General features: G+C 41.7%; 19 protein-coding genes. 15 read left to right on the forward strand and 4 right to left on the reverse strand.

Going from position 1 to position 18,164, the window contains the following annotated elements; translation table 11 throughout:
- Positions 1-18 precede the first annotated feature (18 nt).
- Entirely contained in the window at positions 19-1,998 is a 1,980-nt protein-coding gene (locus ACQCT5_RS20190; RefSeq protein ID WP_499644600.1) for an LTA synthase family protein, read from the reverse strand.
- A 188-nt stretch (positions 1,999-2,186) separates the two neighbouring features.
- Here ACQCT5_RS20190 and ACQCT5_RS20195 point away from each other — a divergent pair, with 188 nt between their 5' ends.
- The 7 genes from ACQCT5_RS20195 to ACQCT5_RS20225 all read left to right on the forward strand — a co-directional run bounded on the left by ACQCT5_RS20195 (position 2,187) and on the right by ACQCT5_RS20225 (position 8,938).
- On the forward strand, positions 2,187-2,648 hold the full coding sequence (locus ACQCT5_RS20195; protein ID WP_499644602.1) for a DinB family protein: 462 nt from the start codon (positions 2,187-2,189) through the stop codon (positions 2,646-2,648).
- 48 nt (positions 2,649-2,696) lie between these two features.
- Positions 2,697-3,527: an inositol monophosphatase family protein gene (locus ACQCT5_RS20200; RefSeq protein WP_499644604.1), complete on the forward strand. Its 831-nt coding sequence runs from the start codon at positions 2,697-2,699 to the stop codon at positions 3,525-3,527.
- A gap of 17 nt (positions 3,528-3,544) precedes the next feature.
- Positions 3,545-4,360, forward strand: coding sequence for a class I SAM-dependent methyltransferase (locus ACQCT5_RS20205; RefSeq protein ID WP_499644606.1), 816 nt, complete (start codon positions 3,545-3,547; stop codon positions 4,358-4,360).
- A 384-nt stretch (positions 4,361-4,744) separates the two neighbouring features.
- Complete coding sequence (locus tag ACQCT5_RS20210) at positions 4,745-5,611, forward strand: polysaccharide deacetylase family protein (protein ID WP_499644608.1); 867 nt, start codon at positions 4,745-4,747, stop codon at positions 5,609-5,611.
- Positions 5,612-5,622: 11 nt separating this feature from the next.
- Complete coding sequence (locus tag ACQCT5_RS20215; RefSeq protein WP_499644610.1) at positions 5,623-6,882, forward strand: hypothetical protein; 1,260 nt, start codon at positions 5,623-5,625, stop codon at positions 6,880-6,882.
- Positions 6,883-6,884: 2 nt separating this feature from the next.
- Positions 6,885-7,571, forward strand: coding sequence for a response regulator transcription factor (locus ACQCT5_RS20220; protein WP_499644612.1), 687 nt, complete (start codon positions 6,885-6,887; stop codon positions 7,569-7,571).
- Positions 7,568-8,938 (forward strand): sensor histidine kinase, encoded by a 1,371-nt coding sequence (locus ACQCT5_RS20225; RefSeq protein ID WP_499644614.1) that lies wholly within the window; start codon positions 7,568-7,570, stop codon positions 8,936-8,938. Before ACQCT5_RS20220 ends, ACQCT5_RS20225 begins: the two co-directional genes overlap by 4 nt.
- Positions 8,939-9,113: 175 nt before the next feature.
- Here the strand turns inward: ACQCT5_RS20225 and ACQCT5_RS20230 are convergent, their stop codons facing one another.
- Entirely contained in the window at positions 9,114-9,920 is an 807-nt protein-coding gene (locus tag ACQCT5_RS20230; protein WP_499644616.1) for a GNAT family N-acetyltransferase, read from the reverse strand.
- Positions 9,917-10,573 carry an alpha/beta family hydrolase gene (locus ACQCT5_RS20235; RefSeq protein WP_499644618.1) on the reverse strand — a complete coding sequence of 219 codons (657 nt, stop codon included), beginning with the start codon at positions 10,571-10,573 and terminating at the stop codon, positions 9,917-9,919. Before ACQCT5_RS20235 ends, ACQCT5_RS20230 begins: the two co-directional genes overlap by 4 nt.
- A 167-nt stretch (positions 10,574-10,740) precedes the next feature.
- Here ACQCT5_RS20235 and pepF point away from each other — a divergent pair, with 167 nt between their 5' ends.
- The 6 genes from pepF to ACQCT5_RS20265 all read left to right on the forward strand — a co-directional run bounded on the left by pepF (position 10,741) and on the right by ACQCT5_RS20265 (position 15,900).
- Positions 10,741-12,612, forward strand: a complete 1,872-nt coding sequence (gene pepF, locus ACQCT5_RS20240) for an oligoendopeptidase F (protein WP_499644620.1) — start codon at positions 10,741-10,743, stop codon at positions 12,610-12,612.
- A gap of 108 nt (positions 12,613-12,720) precedes the next feature.
- Positions 12,721-13,686, forward strand: coding sequence for an aromatic acid exporter family protein (locus ACQCT5_RS20245; protein ID WP_499644622.1), 966 nt, complete (start codon positions 12,721-12,723; stop codon positions 13,684-13,686).
- Between the two features lie 54 nt (positions 13,687-13,740).
- A complete protein-coding gene (locus tag ACQCT5_RS20250) occupies positions 13,741-14,247 on the forward strand; it encodes a L,D-transpeptidase (RefSeq protein WP_499644624.1) in 507 nt (168 codons plus the stop codon).
- 345 nt (positions 14,248-14,592) lie between these two features.
- Positions 14,593-14,793 (forward strand): hypothetical protein, encoded by a 201-nt coding sequence (locus ACQCT5_RS20255; RefSeq protein WP_499644627.1) that lies wholly within the window; start codon positions 14,593-14,595, stop codon positions 14,791-14,793.
- Positions 14,794-14,811: 18 nt separating this feature from the next.
- On the forward strand, positions 14,812-15,234 hold the full coding sequence (locus ACQCT5_RS20260) for a hypothetical protein (protein ID WP_499644629.1): 423 nt from the start codon (positions 14,812-14,814) through the stop codon (positions 15,232-15,234).
- A 114-nt stretch (positions 15,235-15,348) separates the two neighbouring features.
- Entirely contained in the window at positions 15,349-15,900 is a 552-nt protein-coding gene (locus ACQCT5_RS20265; RefSeq protein WP_499644631.1) for a GNAT family N-acetyltransferase, read from the forward strand.
- A 54-nt stretch (positions 15,901-15,954) separates the two neighbouring features.
- On the opposite strand, the gene prli42 is transcribed toward ACQCT5_RS20265, so the two are convergent.
- Positions 15,955-16,047 carry a stressosome-associated protein Prli42 gene (gene prli42, locus ACQCT5_RS20270; protein WP_499644633.1) on the reverse strand — a complete coding sequence of 31 codons (93 nt, stop codon included), beginning with the start codon at positions 16,045-16,047 and terminating at the stop codon, positions 15,955-15,957.
- Positions 16,048-16,194: 147 nt separating this feature from the next.
- Here prli42 and mce point away from each other — a divergent pair, with 147 nt between their 5' ends.
- The gene (mce, locus tag ACQCT5_RS20275; RefSeq protein ID WP_499644635.1) at positions 16,195-16,614 is read left to right on the forward strand and encodes a methylmalonyl-CoA epimerase; all 420 of its coding nucleotides are present in this window, start codon (positions 16,195-16,197) and stop codon (positions 16,612-16,614) included.
- Positions 16,610-18,157, forward strand: a complete 1,548-nt coding sequence (locus tag ACQCT5_RS20280) for an acyl-CoA carboxylase subunit beta (protein ID WP_499644716.1) — start codon at positions 16,610-16,612, stop codon at positions 18,155-18,157. Before mce ends, ACQCT5_RS20280 begins: the two co-directional genes overlap by 5 nt.
- Positions 18,158-18,164 lie beyond the last annotated feature (7 nt).

The raw sequence follows: 18,164 nt of genomic DNA on the forward strand, positions 1-18,164 counted from the left end.
TTTCGGTGTCGAACGATATTATGGTTGATCCCCTAAAACCACCCGATAATAGTCGTTCTCCAATATCTGTGCAGAATAATAGAACTTTTGATCTACGATGGCTATCATTTGATCCAAGTATGATTGATTCACTTCTTCTCCCGCAACTGGTGTGAATTTCTTCGTCTCTGCATTATATCTCCCTTTATCCGTTATGAAGCTTTTATTACGGAAAATGACAAGCGGATCAGAATCGGAAAAGATATCGGTGCCCATCAACAGCCTCGAGTCATACTCCAATCCAATCAGGTTGGAGAGTGTCGGAAGGATATCCAAGCTTGAAACAGGCTTTGTAATGATTGTTTCTTCCATTCCTTTTGCATAGATGATCAGGTTGCTTTTGTATAGATCAAAATTCCGTTCCACTTCCTTGCCTTCGAACTCATCTATCGTCTCATAGTCCAGTCCGTAGGGATAATGGTCGGCACTTAAGGCTATTAAGGTGTTATCTGCAACCCCTTCTTTTTCAAGCTGGGAAAGTAGATGTTCCATCGCCTTGTCCAATTCAATCTGGGTGGCCATATAAGCTTTTGCCTGGTCGGAATGGTTCAGGTGGCTGACAAAATCCTTGTTTTTGTAGGCCATTTGATTACCGCCAAAATTATATTCAAGGTGTCCACTGACTGTCATGTAGTATGCATGGAAGGGTTCATCTTTCATGTAGTCACCTGTTGTCTTCTCCATCATTTCCAAGTCGGATGAAGGCCAGGTTTCCTTAATATCCAGGCCATTCCCGATTCCCTTATAGCTATAGCCCATATTAGGATGTGATACATGACGGTCGTAATAGGAATAAGTATGGTTATGATAGGCAACAGTTTTATAGCCAAGGTTCCCTAATTGATTCCCCATCACAAAAGGAACATGATTGTTTCCTGATTTGGAAAAACTCCAGACTCCCGCTTTCGGTATTAACCCGTTTAATGCCACATACTCTCCGTCAGAAGTGCTCACATCCCATAATGGAACATAAAAATCAGTGAATTGAAAGCCTTCATGCACGAGTTTATGTAGGGTAGGTGTAACTTCCTTATCCACTCCATAGGGTGAGAAGCCTTCCGCGGTAATCAATATCAGGTTATAGCCTTTGAACTTACCAGTATTTTCGTTCTTCTTGGTTGGAGGAACCTGTGAGAAATATTGGTGCATTCTTTTTATGGTGTCATTCTTTTCATCTGCTATTAGGGTATCGAAATCAATATCCATCACATTGTACTGTTCAGGAATTTCACCTGGCAGCTCTTCTGTCTGTTTATCCAACTCCTCCTGCTTAACGGGAGGAGTAATAACTAAAGCCGGTTCTTTCAATACTGGCGACCAATCAGTTAACAGTCTCATTAAATCTACGCGCATACTTGTAAGCAACCCCAGTTTTTCTACAGAGAGTACGGGAGAGCTATTGTGGAAATAAAGGTCGTAAGCGGTATTTTGAGATCTATCTCCACTTGCTACCATCACCAATCCTCCACCATGCAGAAATAGAGATATGGCAAACAAGCTGATAATCACTTTTGCATTGGATTTTTGAAAAGAGAAAGGGCCATTTCTGAAGATAATGAGCAAAATCATCGGAAGAAAGAATATCAGTATCCATATAAGGTTGCTCCATATGCCGGTAAGGATCTCCCTCCAGAAATCAATGACCTGTGCAGAATTTCCAGCGGAATAAAAGGTATAAAAAGTCCGGAAGAAATCATGGTAGACTAATTGACTTGAATAGATAAATCCTAGCAAAGAAAATAAGGTTGCACTTAATATAAAATTAAGCTTGCTATGAAAGATCGAGCCTACTGCCAGGAACACCAATCCTAAGGAAAAAGAAAATAAGAAGGATATCCATAACCCCTGGCCGATAGGGGATACATTATGGGCATCCATGATTATTCTGAACAGCAGTTCCAATAGAAAAAACGAAAGAATAAAAAAGCCGAATAAATGCAATTTCTTGTTAACTTTCAATCTCTCTCACCTACCTATGCATAAGTATATGCTTAAAACGATATCTTAATATTCAGATTTTATACTATGTTACCACAAATTAGGTACTATTTACTATAGAACTTCTTTATTCCTCAATTTGAAGCTCTTGATATGTTAGAACAGTTGGAATACTATGAAAATAAAAGCTAGCAAGGAGTGCATGGCATATGTTGAAATTTTTCCAATATAACTGGCAGGTCAGAGATGAATGGTTCGAATGGTGCAAGCAATTATCGAATGAGGAGCTGTTAAAAAACCGGAAGGGCGGAGTGGGAAGTATTCTCCATACTTTCTTTCATATCATCGACGTGGAGTACAGCTGGATCTGCGGTATTCAAGGTAAAGAAGATCTAGTCGTACCTTTTGAGGAATATCAAACGCTTGATAAAGTGATGGAATTGTCTGAGGAATACAGACAGGAAATCCTAATCTTTCAGGAAAGCTATTCCGAGTCTTCGTCAGATGAACGTATTCAGGTTGCTTGGAACAAAGATACTTATTCGAAAGCTGAGATTCTACTTCATGTCATTGCACACGAAATCCACCATATTGGGCAGCTTTCCGTCTGGGCAAGAGAGATGGGGTTTAAGCCTGTTTCTGCAAATTTCATTAGGAGAGGTTTAGGGTAAGAAAAGACATCTATCAACCTAATGCAAATAAATAATGGAGGGTCATTTATGAAGGATATTTTAGAGCTTGCCAAGAAAGTTGCTACCAAAGTCATTGTCGAAGCGGGTACCATTGCGAAGGAGCGATTCGATCAGGTTGCACAAATGGAAGAAAAGGATGAATTCGGGGATTTGGTGACAGAGGTTGATTATTTAGCGGAAGAGATTATTTTAAAGGAAATAAGCCGGGTGTTTTCTGATCATCGAATACAAAGTGAAGAAGCAGGTGATAACGGTGTGGCAAGTGATTGGTATTGGCAAATCGACCCGTTGGATGGAACGAATAACTTTGCAATAGGGCTGCCAGTGTTTTCTGCTTCCATCACGCTGCTTTTTCAAAACGAACCAGTATTCGGTGTCATCTATGAGCCGATGGTGGACCGACTCTATGTTGCCTCCATCAAAGAGGGCGCATTCTGCAACGGAAAACCTCTAAGCATCAAGAAAAAGGAAAATCCTAATAGGTCCATTGTAGGCTGGATTCAAGGACACAAAGTCCATAATGAAGAAAGAGCGGTACGACTAAGAAATTACATAGATGTGAATTGCAAGAGAATGATGAGACTCTGGGCACCGACGTTACAATGGTGCATGCTTGCAAAGGGGGATCTCGATGGAATCATACTCTACAACTCGGAAGGGGATGACCTGTATTCCGGTATTCTGATGGTAAAAGAGGCGGGGGGAATCGTCATGGATTTTGAAGGAAATGAGTTCGAGCAAACAGATCCTAGCAAAGCACCTTACTTTATTGCCTGCCATCCCGACCATAAGGATTACTTTCTGAAGCTTGTTAAGGAAGGGTTGGAACTTTCAAATGTTTCATCATTGGAAAAATAATGATAAGAGGTGTCGATATGAGCAAGATTATCAACTATTACAATCAATTCGATGAATGGGGCCGCTTGGAACGGGAGCCCATTGAATTTCAAGTAAACTGGCATTATATCAAGAAGTACCTCCCAAAAGAAGGTGCTGTACTAGATAATGGGGCTGGCCCTGGGAAATATTCGATGGAATTGGCCAGAGAGGGATATCGACTCACACTAACAGACCTAACGCCACGATTGGTCGGTATAGCGGAATCAAAAGCAGATGAGCTTGGCTTGAGAGGTTCTTTTGATGATTTTCAGGCAACTGATGCAACAAATCTATCAAACTTGGAATCGGATCGATTTGACGCAACTCTGATGCTTGGCCCACTCTATCATTTACAGGATGAGAAGGACCGTATCAAGGCGGTACAAGAGTTACATAGGGTTACAAAACGGGACGGTGTAGTATTTGTGGCATTCATGCCAAGGAGCAAACACATCCTATCGTCTTTGCAAGCACCGCACAATTGGAAACCGAATAACACAATGGATGCGATTGGTGAGTATGCCGATTCAGGCTGTTTTAACCATGCCGATGAAGGCCGTTTTACCGGTGCCTACTATTTTAATATAGATGAAATTAAGCCGTTCATGGAAGTGAATGGGTTTGAAACGATGGAGCTGATCGGTTCCAATATCGGTGCAATGATCTCCAAAGAAAGCTTGGGCTATTGGAATGATAGGGGAGAGTCGGAGCGGTTTAAGCTTTTACAACTACTTATAGATAAAGCTACAGACCCATATCTACTTGGAGTTTCCTCGCACCTGCTCTATATCGGGAAAAAAAGGGTTAGATGAGAGAATGAAGATAAATCCTATCACTTTAACAAAATAATAAGGGGAATAACTTACTAATTCCCCTTGGAGAAAAGATATGGAATTGGAAAACGTAAAGAATTGCTTTTCATTCATGAATTTTTCAGTCGCATCATCCGATTATTCTATAAGTTCCAACCAAAAATTTCTAAGTAACACCACCTATGGCTGTCACATAAAAGACTCCATCCCCCCTCTCCATTTTCTTGGTCAATCCAACATTTTTGTTATAAATACTAACTATTCTTCCCATATCGTTCGAATCCATATCTGCAATTATTGTCGAAATTGTAACCTTTTTGTAACTCTTTCAAACTAGCAACCTCTTACACTTAAAGCAAGATTAAATGTATGGAGGAAGCAGAAATGAGTAGACATAAGAACAGGAAAAGAGTAAAAAAGTGGGAGTTGAGAGTAATCGTTGCACTTATGGTGACAGTAATCCTTTTCATTCCAACCAATTTGCCATTGGGCCAAACTGCTGGAAAAATTGAAGCGCCTACAACCAATAAAGATATGCCACCCAGTTTAAAACATGTTGGAAAAAAGGCTGAATTTCCCCATAAAGTTCTGAGTGGGTCTACCATCAAGAAAGAACTAGAAAATGTAACTCCAAAAGAAGAGCTACAATTGGATGGGAAGAGCATTTTCCTGACCTTTGATGATGGTCCCAACAACGCAACTGAAGCGCTGTTGGATGTACTTTCTAAATATGATGCAACGGCTACTTTTTTTATGCTGGAACCGCTGATCAAAAAAAACGATGAGCTGGTAAGGAGAATGATGGAAGAAGGACATAGCTTGGCATTGCATGGTGTCACCCATGATCAACACCTATTTTATGCATCCAAGCAATCTGTGCTCGATGAAATGAACAGGACCCAAAAAGCAATCCGGGACATTACAGGAAAAGACTCCAATCTGATCCGTACCCCATATGGTTCCATGCCGCATATGACCCCTGAATACATAATGGCGATCGAAAAAGAAGGTTATTTAATGTGGGATTGGAATGTAGATAGTATGGACTGGTATTATAGGGGAGAAGATTATGTCGATGAAACAATGCAACAGATCAGACAGTTAGAGGAAAGTGACATTACCCCTATTGTTCTTCTTCATGACTTGGTCACTACTGTCGAGTATTTACCGCAACTTTTAGATACATTAATTGATAAAGGCTACACCTTCAAAGGGCTGACAGAGGAGATGCAGCCTGTACAATTTCAATAAGGATGAGATTCATGCACAAATTTCTTTTGCTTTCAACACTATTATTGCTGACAGGCTGTATGGATTTCCACAGCTCCCCCATTAATCTAGTTACGCTCCCGGAAAAACCGGAGCTACAGGAGGAGCTATCAGAAATCGTAAAACAGTCTCTTCCAGAAAGAACAGTCCCTATACTCCCCAAAAGGACGGAGCAAGATAAAATCACCTTTCTATACTCTGGTAAGGAAAGAATTCATGCAGCTGTTTTTTTTCAAAGGGAAAATGATTATGGTAATATTTCCATGCATTTGTTTTCGTATATGGACAATCACTGGAGCAAAACTGGTGAGCTCACACTGCAAGGTTACGATGTCCATATGATTCAGACGGAAGACTTGAATGGTGATGGTGTGGACGAATTGATGGTCACGACAGAATCCTTTGAAGAATTTCAGCGGCATCTGTTTGTGATAAGCTTTTCGCCTGATAACAAGTGGAGTTTAATGGAGTTAGGTCAATACCACCAATTTATTGCAGGTACTATTTCAGATAAATCCACTCTGCTATATACATTGCATTTTGAGAGAAATGTGTCCGCAAAATTATCTGCGTATAAAATGACAGAGGAATGGTCTTTAGAATTGGTCAGTGAATTTACCTTAGATGAATTTGTAAATGGCTACGAAGAGCTCAAACTTGGAAAAATAAATAAGGAAATTGACGGCATCTTTCTTGATGCCTCTCAAGGCGCGAATTCAGCTCAAACCCAAATTGTCACATGGAATAAAAACAGATTGGTAAAAGCAACAGAAGAAGTTGATTTCCCATTATACAAACCTCGATTTGTTTATTCCGAGGACATGAATGAGGACGGTATCATAGAAGTTGGTTCGTTGTATGAACCTAGCGGCTGGGAGGACGTCCCCCAAGCAGAAATGCCATGGATCCACGCTTACTATCAATTGACAAGTAATGGAAGCTTTCTTTTGGTTCATGAAAGATATGTAGATTTTGAAAATGGCTTTTATATCGATTTTCCAGACGAGTGGAGGCAAAAAACGACTTTTTCAAAGAATGATATTCCTGATGGACTGACTATCATCAACACAAAAAGTCAGGAAGAGCTATTAATAATCAGGTGGCTCCCCACTGATGTCTCTTCGCTTGACAGAGGCAGATGGCTTCCTATTTTAAGGACGCCTACTATGATTTATTACATACCTAACGAAGAAAGGTTCATGCAATACAAGCATCTTATTCATTTAGTATCAAAGCTTAAAGGGGAGATGTGAAAATGGCAAAAATACTTGTGGTAGAAGATGAAGACTCCATTAGAAGTCTGATTGCTCTTCATGTGAAAAGAGCAGGACATCATGTCTTGGAAGCATCTTCAGCGGAAGCGGCAATTGATATTATCAAGCATCACACTCCCCTTCTTGCCCTTTTGGATATAATGCTCCCAGGAATAGATGGACTTCATCTTTGCCGGTATATAAAAAAAGAAAAACCTTCGACAGGAATTATCATGTTAACTGCAAAAACACAGGAAGATGATAAGATAACGGGTCTAAAGCTAGGGGCGGATGATTATATAGCAAAACCATTCAGTCCAAAAGAGCTTCTGGCCAGAATGGAAGCTGTTGCGAGGAGACTACCAGGGCAAGAAGAGCAAAAAGCTATTCACTCAGGTCCTTTCACACTGGATCTCGTTAAGGAGGAGCTCTCCTTGAATCAAAAACCCGTTTCGTTGACTCCTACTGAATATGGAATAATAAAATTCTTAATAGAAAAATCACCAATCCCTCTATCCAGAGATGATATATTGGACAAGGTTTGGGGGAAACATTATGTAGGAGATATCAAGGTGGTAGATGTAAATATCCGCAGGTTGCGGAAAAAGTTGGAGCCAATCCCCTCCAACCCAGCATTTATCCAAACCTACTGGGGAAAAGGGTATGTCTGGGTTGAGGATGGAAGATGAAACGAAGAGTAATCCTTCATTATATGGTACTTATCACTGTTACCCTTGTTCTTATCGAAGGACTTCTTTTCTTCACCGTGTACCGCTTCTATTATCACGGGGTTGCCCAATCAATCATAAGACATGCAGAAACATCTGTACATGTATATGATCAATCACAGCCTGAACAGATGGTATCTCTTCATTCACATGCAAGGGTTATTATGGAACTTTTTACAATGGATAATATAGATTTATCTTTATTTACTTTGGATGGAAATCGAATAGCAACTTCTTCTGGTATTTTGCCTGAGAAGGAAAAGAAAGTCTCATTCGAAACAAAATTGATATCAGGTGAATCGTACTTCACAATAGAAAAGTGGGGAAAAGAAAGAACAATGTCCGTGTATGCCCCATTAGTAGAACGGGGACAAGTAGTAGGAGTGCTGCTATATAATACTTCCCTTAAGAAGATAGATGACCAGGTGTTTTCCCTGTACCGCATCTTCCTGCTTTTCGGCCTTTCAATTCTTGCCATTGTCTTTGTGATAAGCCAAAGACTCGCCAACTCAATCGTAATGCCGGTAAAGGAATTAATAGATTTTTCCGAAAGGATGTCACATGGGAATTTTAAAACCCGAATAAATGAGACTTACAGGGATGAGTTAAAAACCCTTGCCAGTACACTCAATAAAATGGCGGATGAAATTGTCCAATCCGACCAGTTGAAGCATGACTTCATTTCCTCTGTTTCCCACGAGCTTAGAACACCTTTGACAAGTATCATAGGATGGGTCGAAACTCTTAATGAAGATATCACAGTGGAAGAAAAAGCGCTCGCCGTCAACATCATTTCCAAAGAAGCAAACAGGCTCACATTGCTTGTGGAAGAGCTCCTTGATTTTTCCAAGCTTCAAGGGGACAGGATGACGTTAAATCAAACGGTACTAAATATTAACTCCCTATTGTTCCATGTCGCACTTCAAATGAAAAACAGAGCTCTACAAAAGAACGTCCTGATTGAAATGGACGGCGGAGAAACGGAATATATGATTTTGGGCGATGAGCATAAACTTAGACAGGTATTTATAAACATTCTAGACAATGCAATTAAATTCTCTATAGAAAATAGTAAGGTTGTCATCCGATTAAATGAAAAAAAAGACAAGTTGCTAATCGAAATAAAAGACAATGGAATAGGCATACCAAAAGAAAAACTGAAGCATGTTACCGAAATGTTCTATCAAGCCCATCCTGAAAAAACAGGTACAGGTCTTGGCCTTGCCATCAGTAAAAAGATAGTGGAGCTGCATGGTGGAGAAATCTCAGTAGAAAGCGAAGAGGGAAGAGGAAGCAGTGTCATGATAAGTCTAAATTATTTGGCTTAATTCCCAACTTTCATTATTCCAAAACAATTAGTTCAACAAACCTGAATGTAGCCTGAACCAAAAAAGAAAGGTCGAGATCCAGAGCTATCCGGATTTCGACCCTTTATATTTGATTGTATTACGAGGCTGTTTTCGCATAAATCTGACAGAGCTACATGAATAATAGTTTGTTTCCTTATCCCTTCACCCAAATGCCCTTCGTATAAGCAATCCGCAACCCTGCTCTTTCCATATTGTTCTGACTCACTGAACCGAATTTCGCCTGGCCGACCACCAAATTGCATTCCTCTCTATACGCTTTATAGATTCGCTGCTGAATCAGTGCCCCTTGGATCCCTCTATTCCTGAATGACGGAAGTGTAGCCGCTGCTGCAAGAGTGGCGATGTGGTCCTTGATGTACACAACCCCAATTCCAGCAGGTTCACCTTCTACGCTTGCAAGGTAGAAGGTCCATTGATCATGGTCAAATAGCACTTCATTGTTTTGAGCCACTCCATCTTTAAGGAAAGCAGGCATATTAAACCCTTGGATATATATGTCGGCATAAGTGTAAGCTTCGTGCTTTTCCATTTTGCGTATGGATAGCGAATCATCTGCTGAAGCCGATACTTCCGAGATGGGCATGTATAGTGTGGTATGAAAATCACTCTGGTAGAATCCTAATCTATGAAGCTGATGAAGCAATTCAGTTGAAGCGTGTGCAGGTGTTACTTCAAAACGTACAGGAATTTCCTTTTGCCGATAGAAATCAAGAATTTTTTCTAAATAACCTTCATGCTCGCTGTTTAGTCCTTTGACGGTATTAAAGGCAGGTCCAGGAATATTTTCGCATGAAAAAGCAGTGGCATTTCCAAATCTCTTCATCTCCACTCCCATCGGATTGCCTTCAATTTCCTGAATGGCACTCAATCTGGAGTGCAGCGCATTTATTTCAGAATTCTCCAATTCCACTGCAAGCTTCTTGTTCACCGTCCCATTCATATTCCGTCCACCCACTGTTCTATTGTATCGATTACATTTTTTAAAACTCCAATTGATCCAAGTACATTTTCCCTGTATTGCAAGGCGTGATCGACATCTGATATTAGCCTGGTTGTGAATACCGGATTCTCTTTGACTTCCTTAAATCGATCTTCTTTGTAGCATGGGTCTGCATCACCTATAAAACAAATGCTGTTATTTTTACAAGTTATCATCGCTTCCGATACGTCTTTTCTTTGAAGTAATGGAGTGAGCCAAATGGCATTGGCAGAATGAAAGACATCTCTTTTTAACTCGGAACTCATTGCAATGGTACCAAGGGACTTCCCAACAAGATAGAAGGTGTGATAGTCATCGGTGTTAATGGCTTGGTCCATCACCTCACGTACATCATTGGTGATTGCTTTTGTAATTTCCTCCATGGTAAAGGAGTCATAGAAGGTGTCATTGTACTGGTAATTTACCTGGAGTACATCTATATCTCGATTCAAAAATAGTCCGGTTGCATAATGAAAAAGGGGTGCCTGTACACTATAACCTGCACCAGGAAGCATAATCGCCAAGCTCCTCGATCCCTCGTTCTTGCTTAGAAGTGTAAAAGGTATAGTCTTCTCTTTATAGCCTTGTATACTGTTTGTCCTGATTTTCATCATTACTTTCCCCCATTTTCGAATAGCCGGAATATTAAAAATACCTGTTACAATTTTAGCACAATATTCCAGTGGAAAAAGAAAAACATTCCATCTGATTCACAAACTTTTGCATAGAAAAACATGGAAAACAAAGACTAACAAGTATCAAGAGAATGTGGGGGAATGAAATGAAACAATTTAATCGAGTCATCCTAATTGTAATAAGTCTGATGCTTGCTGTGACGACAAGTGCACTCGCAGAACGGCAGACATATAAATCAAGAGACGAAATTCCTTCAGAATATAAATGGAAAACCCAAAGCCTTTATTCCGACTCAGCTAAATGGAAGGAAGATGCGAAAAAAGCGAAAAAGCTTGCTGATCAGTTCGTGGAAAGAAAGGGACCGATACAATCCGATAAGCAGATTGTTACTTTGTTGGAGGAGTATTTTGAGCTTTATCGATTGGTGGAAAAATTGTATGTGTACGCCCGTGTGAACCAGGATGTGGATATCAGCAGCTCAAGCGCCCAAGAGCTTTCCAATGAAGCGGAAATGATGATGATGTATGTGGTCGAGCGGACGGCATGGCTCTCAAATGAGCTTCAGGCAGTGGATAAGAAGCAGTGGGACAACTACTTGGAAAGCGAAAAGCTAACTCCTTTCCGATATTTTCTGAAACAGACCTATGAGGAAAAAAAGCACGCACTGCCTAGTGAAATGGAGCAGCTACTGATCAAGACGATGCCGATTGTGAATGCGCCGAGTGAGCTGTTTACGATGATGTCCAAGGATCTTGTCCTACCTTCGTTTACTATACAGGACAAAGAGTATTCATTATCTGCACCATTATATAGCGTGTACATGTCGAGCCCAAACCGCGAAGTCCGAAAAGCTGCATTTCAGACGTACTATAAAACCCTGGAAAATTATCAGGACACCTTCGCTTCGATGCTGGCAAATATCGTGAAAGCCAATAACTTTTTTGCAAGCACCAGGAAGTATCCGAATGCTCTGGAGGCACATCTCACCAGCAATGAAGTCGATCCGGAAGTCTACACCCAGCTCATCGACACTGTAAATGAGCATTTGCCTTTACTTCATAAATATCTGGCATTGAAAAAGGAATATGTAAAGCTTGATGATTTGCATATGTATGATCTCTCTGCACCATCTCCTTTTACACCGGATGAGGAAATCCCATATGAAGAAGCGAAGGAAATCGTCATAAAAGGATTGAGCCCGCTTGGAGCAACGTATTTAACCACATTATCCAAAGGGCTATTGGAAAATTGGGTTGATGTATACAGCACAAAAGGTAAAGCGACAGGTGCCTATCAGATTGGCTCCTACGATGCTCATCCTTTTGTATTATTGAACTATCAGGGTCTGCCGAGTGATGTACTGACCTTGGCTCATGAAATGGGACATGCGATGCATTCACACTTTTCCAATAAGAAGCAGCCCTATCATGATGCAAGGTATGTGACCTTTACAGCGGAAGTTTCCTCGACCCTGCAGGAGCACCTATTGCACAAGCAGCTGATGAGGGAGGCAAATACAAAGGAGGAAAAGCTCCATGCCCTCTATCAATATCTCGAGGATTTCCGTGTCACCCTGTTCCGGCAGACGCAATTTGCCGAGTTTGAAAAGATCATTCATGAAATGGCACAGGGCGAACAGGTGCTGCACGCAGATTCACTGAAAAAGGTGTACTTCGATCTGAATGAAAAATATTACGGTAAAGCTGTTGATGTGGACAAAGAAATTGCAATGGAATGGGCAAGGGTGCCGCATTTTTTCCATTCAAGCTTCTATACTTATCAATATGCGACAAGCTTTGCCGCTTCAGCCGCTCTCACGCAACAGCTCGAGGAGGACGGGGTGCAGGCGCAGAATCGTATCTTGAAAGAATTGTTCTCCTCCGGTGGAAGCAGGCCACCGCTAGAAATCTTGGAACGGGCCGGAGTGGACATGAGCAAGAAGGAACCGATAGAAGAGACGATGAAACGCTATGAAGAGCTGATCGAGGAATTTGAAAAGCTTTTAAAGGAGCAATAACGAAAATAACGGACTTGGCAGGCAACCTGTCGAGTCCTTTGCTCATCTTTTTGGTATAGTAGTACTATGTGAGAAAATGAACAAACGAAAGTCGGGAGAGCTTGAAACATGAGAAAATTTAAAATTGGCTATCGGACAGCCAAAACGGCTCTCGGGACAGGTATTGCCATCAGTATCGCCCAGTTGTTGGAGCTGGACTTCTATGCATCCGCCGGAATCATTGCCATCCTTTGCATCCAGAACACGAAACGAAAATCATGGAAAGTGGCGACAGCAAGATTTTTCGCCTGCGCTTTGAGCCTGGTATTCGGATTTGTCTTTTTTGGACTGCTTGGCTATCATCCAGTCTCAATCGGACTACTACTGCTATTCTTCATACCGGTCACCGTCATGCTGAAAATAACAGAGGGGATCGCAACCAGTTCAGTTGTGCTCCTTCATGTCTATTCCGTAGAAAAATACTCATTAGGGCTTGTTGCCAATGAACTAAGCATCATTTCGATTGGGATAGGGGTTGCTCTTTTCATGAACACTTACATGCCAAGCGTGGAGAAGGAGCTTACCAGATTTCAACTGAAAATTGAAGAGAATTTCTACAAAGTCTTTTCCGAGCTTGCCTATTATTTAAAGCATGGAGATAACGGGTGGGATGGGAAGGAAATACCGGAGACTGCACATCTCCTGCGGGAAGCAAAAAGCTTGGCGTTCCGTGATGTCGAGAACCACTTCAAGCGGGAAGAAAACCATTTCTATTACTACTTCAAAATGCGTGAAAAGCAATTGGATGTGATGGAGCGCATGCTACCGATCGTCTCTACCATTGAATACGATGTAGAGCAGGCCAAGATGATTGCCGAGTTTATCGAAGACTTGGCAGATTCGATCCACTCCGGCAATACCGCTTACCGGTTTCTGCAGCGCCTGAGAGAAATGCATGAAGAGTTCCAAGCGATGCCCTTGCCGGAGACAAGAGAAGAGTTTGAAACGAGGGCCTCATTGGTCCACCTGACAAAAGAGTTGGAGCAATACCTCATATTAAAAAGTGATTTTGTCGGATTGAAGGCCTCTTCATGAATGGAATGAACACCTTTCAACCACACTACTATTAAAAAGGTAGGTGGATGAAAGGTGTTTATTTTTACGCTCATTTTCGCACTCGTCACTTCTCCCATATGGCCACTCGGACCAAATCCGCTGCCAGGCGACCCGTATATCATTGTAAACAAAAAGACCAACGAACTTGCCTATTTCCATGAGGAACAGCTAAAAGAGGTCCACTCCGTTGCCACAGGGAAATCCATCGAGCTTACACCTGAGGGAGAGTTCACCATCATCGTAAAAGCCAAAAATCCATACTATCGAAAAAAGGACATCCCAGGTGGGGACCCGCAGAATCCATTAGGAACCAGATGGATCGGTTTCGACGCAGAGGACTCCGACGGCCGGACATACGGTGTACATGGCACCAACAACCCCGATTCCATTGGCGGCTATGTTACCCAAGGATGTATAAGACTGCCGAACGAAATGGTGGAAGAATTGTTTGACCTTATCCCAATCGGGACGAAGATATGGATCGTTCATTCGGATAAAACGTTTGAGGAGTTGGGGAGGGAGAAGGGTGCATTAAGGTAAAGCACAGAGGTGTAAATTGTAATAAATAAACTTAGCAGGCGAATTCCCAATGGAATTCGCCTTGATGTTTTTGTCGAGAGGATATTAGGTTTTTTATATACATATTTGCTGAGTAATTCTACTTATATAATCTTTTTTCTAACGGATTTTTGTAACGAAATCTCTTTTGAAGAGTCTATTTTATTAAGGGGGAATTTTATTAAGTGGTTATATGCAATACTATCCATTATTCTGATCGTTCTAAGTTCCTGCTCCAACAACATATCCCAGAGTACTGAGATAAATAATAAAAAAGAAGTAAGAAATGCAGCCTGGGAGTTCCTCATAGAAAATGGGTGGGAGTACATGGTGAATGAAGAAGGCGATCTTGCAGAAATAAAAGAAACTGTAGGGGATCAATCCTATGAGCTATTGGACAAAAAGTATGATGGGAATAAGGTATTGTCTGTACAGTTTGAAGAAAGAGAAAATGCAACAATCAGTCCACCTATCATTATGGTAGATCCTGTTACAATTGAAGTAATAGGCTTCATACCAAGCGAATAATTAGAGAAGGAGTTGCCCGTGAAAAAAGTATTTTTGTTAATTAGTTTAGTGACTTTGTTTCTGATCGGCTGCACAGATCAGGTATCCGATAAAAAAGATTTGCAAATGCTTTCGAGAGTGGATGCTTTCCCCATCGTGGAAGGTACTAAAAGGGAAGAGTTCATAATCGTGGATGAGAAACAGCTGTCTTCCATCCGGGAAGTCTTTAGACAAGTCCAATGGTCGCCAGATGTCGAAGCAGAAATGGAGAGAATGGAAGACTTTCAGTTAACCCTCTTTTATAGGTATGATGAAAATATGCCGGAGAGACTGTTTGAATATAAAATCTGGTTCAATGAAGACGGAACTGCAACGATAATCAGTGATGTAGCTAGAGAGAATTTCGGAGGGCTTGCTAAGGATGGTGCGGGGGAATTTAAAGAGATATTATCTGTTGATTAGATGAGTTGGAGTCCACAAGACATAAATTCTAAAAATTATGTTACTTCTCTTTCTTTCTTAATATATACTAGGTAAACATACTACATAGAAAAACTAGATGGAGAGGGAAAACGAATGAAAGAGCATGTATACCTTTTAAAGCCGACCATAGAATCCGAAGCTGAGTACTTGTCCTATTACAAGGAATGGATGGAAAGCGAGGAAGAAGTCATTCCGTGGGTGGTCAGTAAAGACCCAACTGATTTTAAGCGTATGGTCCAAGATTTATTGGATGCCGAACAAGGAAAAAATCTCCCACAAGGATGGGTCCCGGATTCGACATATTGGCTAGTCAGAGAAGAAGACAATAAAATACTGGGTGTCACCAACATCCGTCATAGTCTTACGGAACACTTGATGAATGCTGGTGGCCATATCGGGTATGGCATTCGTCCTTCTGAGAGAAGAAAAGGGTATGCCAAAAAGATTTTGGAGCTTTCCTTGAAAAAGACAGATGAACTTGGAATAGATAAAGTACTGGTCGTTTGTGATGCCACAAATGAAGGGTCATCAAAAACGATCCTGCATAACGGCGGAGTGGAAGATGAACAATTCGTGGAAGAGTCAGGGAATGTGGTAAGGCGTTTCTGGATCGACAGAAGGGCTTTTCGAAAAGTGGAAGAATGATAGAAAACAAGAAAACCGAGCCGTCCTAAGGGAGGCTCGGTTTAATCATATCTATTAGAAGAACATGGATGCTCCGGCTAAAAGGGTCGTAATCAGCATAACACCAATCATTAAATAGACGACTACTTTCTGCATTTTGCGGCTCATTGAGTTTTCACTCCTCATTCATTTGTGCTTCTTCTATTGTACATGGAAACTTGTCTCTTCTCAAGATACGATAATTGAAGGATTTTTGCAGAAAAAGTCGAAATGATATAGAGTCATAGTTAGGACACACAACAAGGGGGATTGTGCATGATAAAGGATGTTAATCATATTGGGATTGCTGTTGCGTCCATCGAGACAGCGCTTCCATTTTATACAGAAACTTTGGGGCTCACATTTGAAGCGGTGGAGCATGTGGCAAGTCAGCGGGTTCGGGTGGCATTCATCAAAGCAGGTAATTGTAAAATAGAACTTTTGGAGCCAACCTCACCTGATAGCCCGGTAGCTAAATTTATCGAGAAACGTGGGGAAGGGATCCACCATGTGGCACTGAGTGTCGACAATATAGAAGAGCGAATCCAGGAAATGATCGAAAAAGGTATTCCGATGATCGATTCAACTTCCCGTAAAGGTGCAGGGGGAGCAAACATCGCTTTCATGCATCCAAAGGCAAGCAATGGGGTACTGGTGGAATTTTGTGAAAAGGCGGCGAAACAGCATGACAATTGATATTTATGAAAAGATAAATGAACTATACGACAAACGTCGCGAGGTGGAGCTTGGCGGTGGCGATGATCGAATCGATAAGCAGCATGAAAAAGGAAAGCTTACTGCAAGGGAGCGGATTGAGCTGTTGGTTGATGAAGGCTCCTTTGTTGAACTGAATCCATTCATTGAACACCGCTGCAATGATTTCGGCCTCCAAGGGAAAAAAGGTCCCGGAGATGGAGTCGTTACTGGATACGGAAAGGTGAATGGGAAGCCGATCTATCTATTCTCCCAGGACTTTACGGTATTCGGTGGGGCATTAGGGGAAATGCATGCTAAAAAAATTGCCAACGTCATGGACATGGCTGCAAAAAATGGCGCACCGATCGTCGGGTTAAATGATTCGGGTGGTGCAAGAATCCAGGAGGGCGTACTTTCCTTGGACGGCTATGGTCATATCTTTTATCGCAACTCCATCTATTCAGGAGTCATCCCGCAGATCTCGGTTATCATGGGACCATGTGCAGGTGGAGCGGTGTACTCGCCAGCAATAACGGATTTCGTATTCATGGTGGAAAAGACGAGCCAGATGTTCATTACGGGTCCAAAAGTAATTGAAACGGTGACAGGGGAGAAAATCAGCTCTGAAGGTCTAGGCGGAGCGAAAGTACATAATGCGATTAGCGGGAACGCCCATTTCTCCAGTTCTTCCGAAGAGGAAGTTTTGGCCCAGGTTCGAAAACTGCTCAGCTATCTTCCACAGAATAATGAAACAAAGCCGGAGCGTATCTCCTGTGAAGAAGGAGACGATTATCGTGCGGAGCTTGCGGATGCGATTCCGTTTGATGCGATCCGTCCTTATGATGTAAGAATCGTCATCAACCAAGTGGTGGATGAAGGCTCCTTTATGGAAGTGCATAAGGATTTTGCCAAAAATATTGTGGTCGGTTTGGCAAGGCTGAAGGGCGAAGTCGTTGGTCTTGTTTGCAACCAGCCGAAAGTGATGGCCGGAGGATTGGATATTGACTCCTCTGATAAAGCTGCTCGTTTTATCCGTTTCTGCGACAGCTTCAATATTCCGCTTATCACCTTTGAAGATGTAACAGGGTTCTTCCCGGGAGTGAAGCAGGAGCATGGTGGAATCATCCGTCACGGAGCGAAAATTCTTTATGCATACTCTGAAGCTACGGTACCGAAGCTTACAGTCATTTTACGGAAAGCATATGGTGGTGCTTACGTGGCATTGAACAGTAAATCAATCGGTGCAGACCTTGTCTTTGCCTGGCCGAATGCCGAGATTGCTGTAATGGGACCTCAAGGAGCGGCCAATATCATCTTCGCCCGAGAAATAAACGAAAGTGATAATCCGGAAGAGACAAGAGCACAGAAGATAGAAGAATACCGTGAAAAGTTTGCCAATCCTTATGTGGCAGCAAGCCAGGGGATGGTTGATGATGTCATTGACCCGAGGGAAACGAGAATCAAGCTTGTTCAATCACTGGAGATGCTGCGAAACAAAAAAGAATCCAGACCATATAAGAAACACGGAAATATTCCGCTATAAAAAGCTA

This window comes from Sutcliffiella halmapala, assembly GCF_050107295.1.
Classification (GTDB): domain Bacteria; phylum Bacillota; class Bacilli; order Bacillales; family Bacillaceae_I; genus Sutcliffiella_A; species Sutcliffiella_A halmapala_A.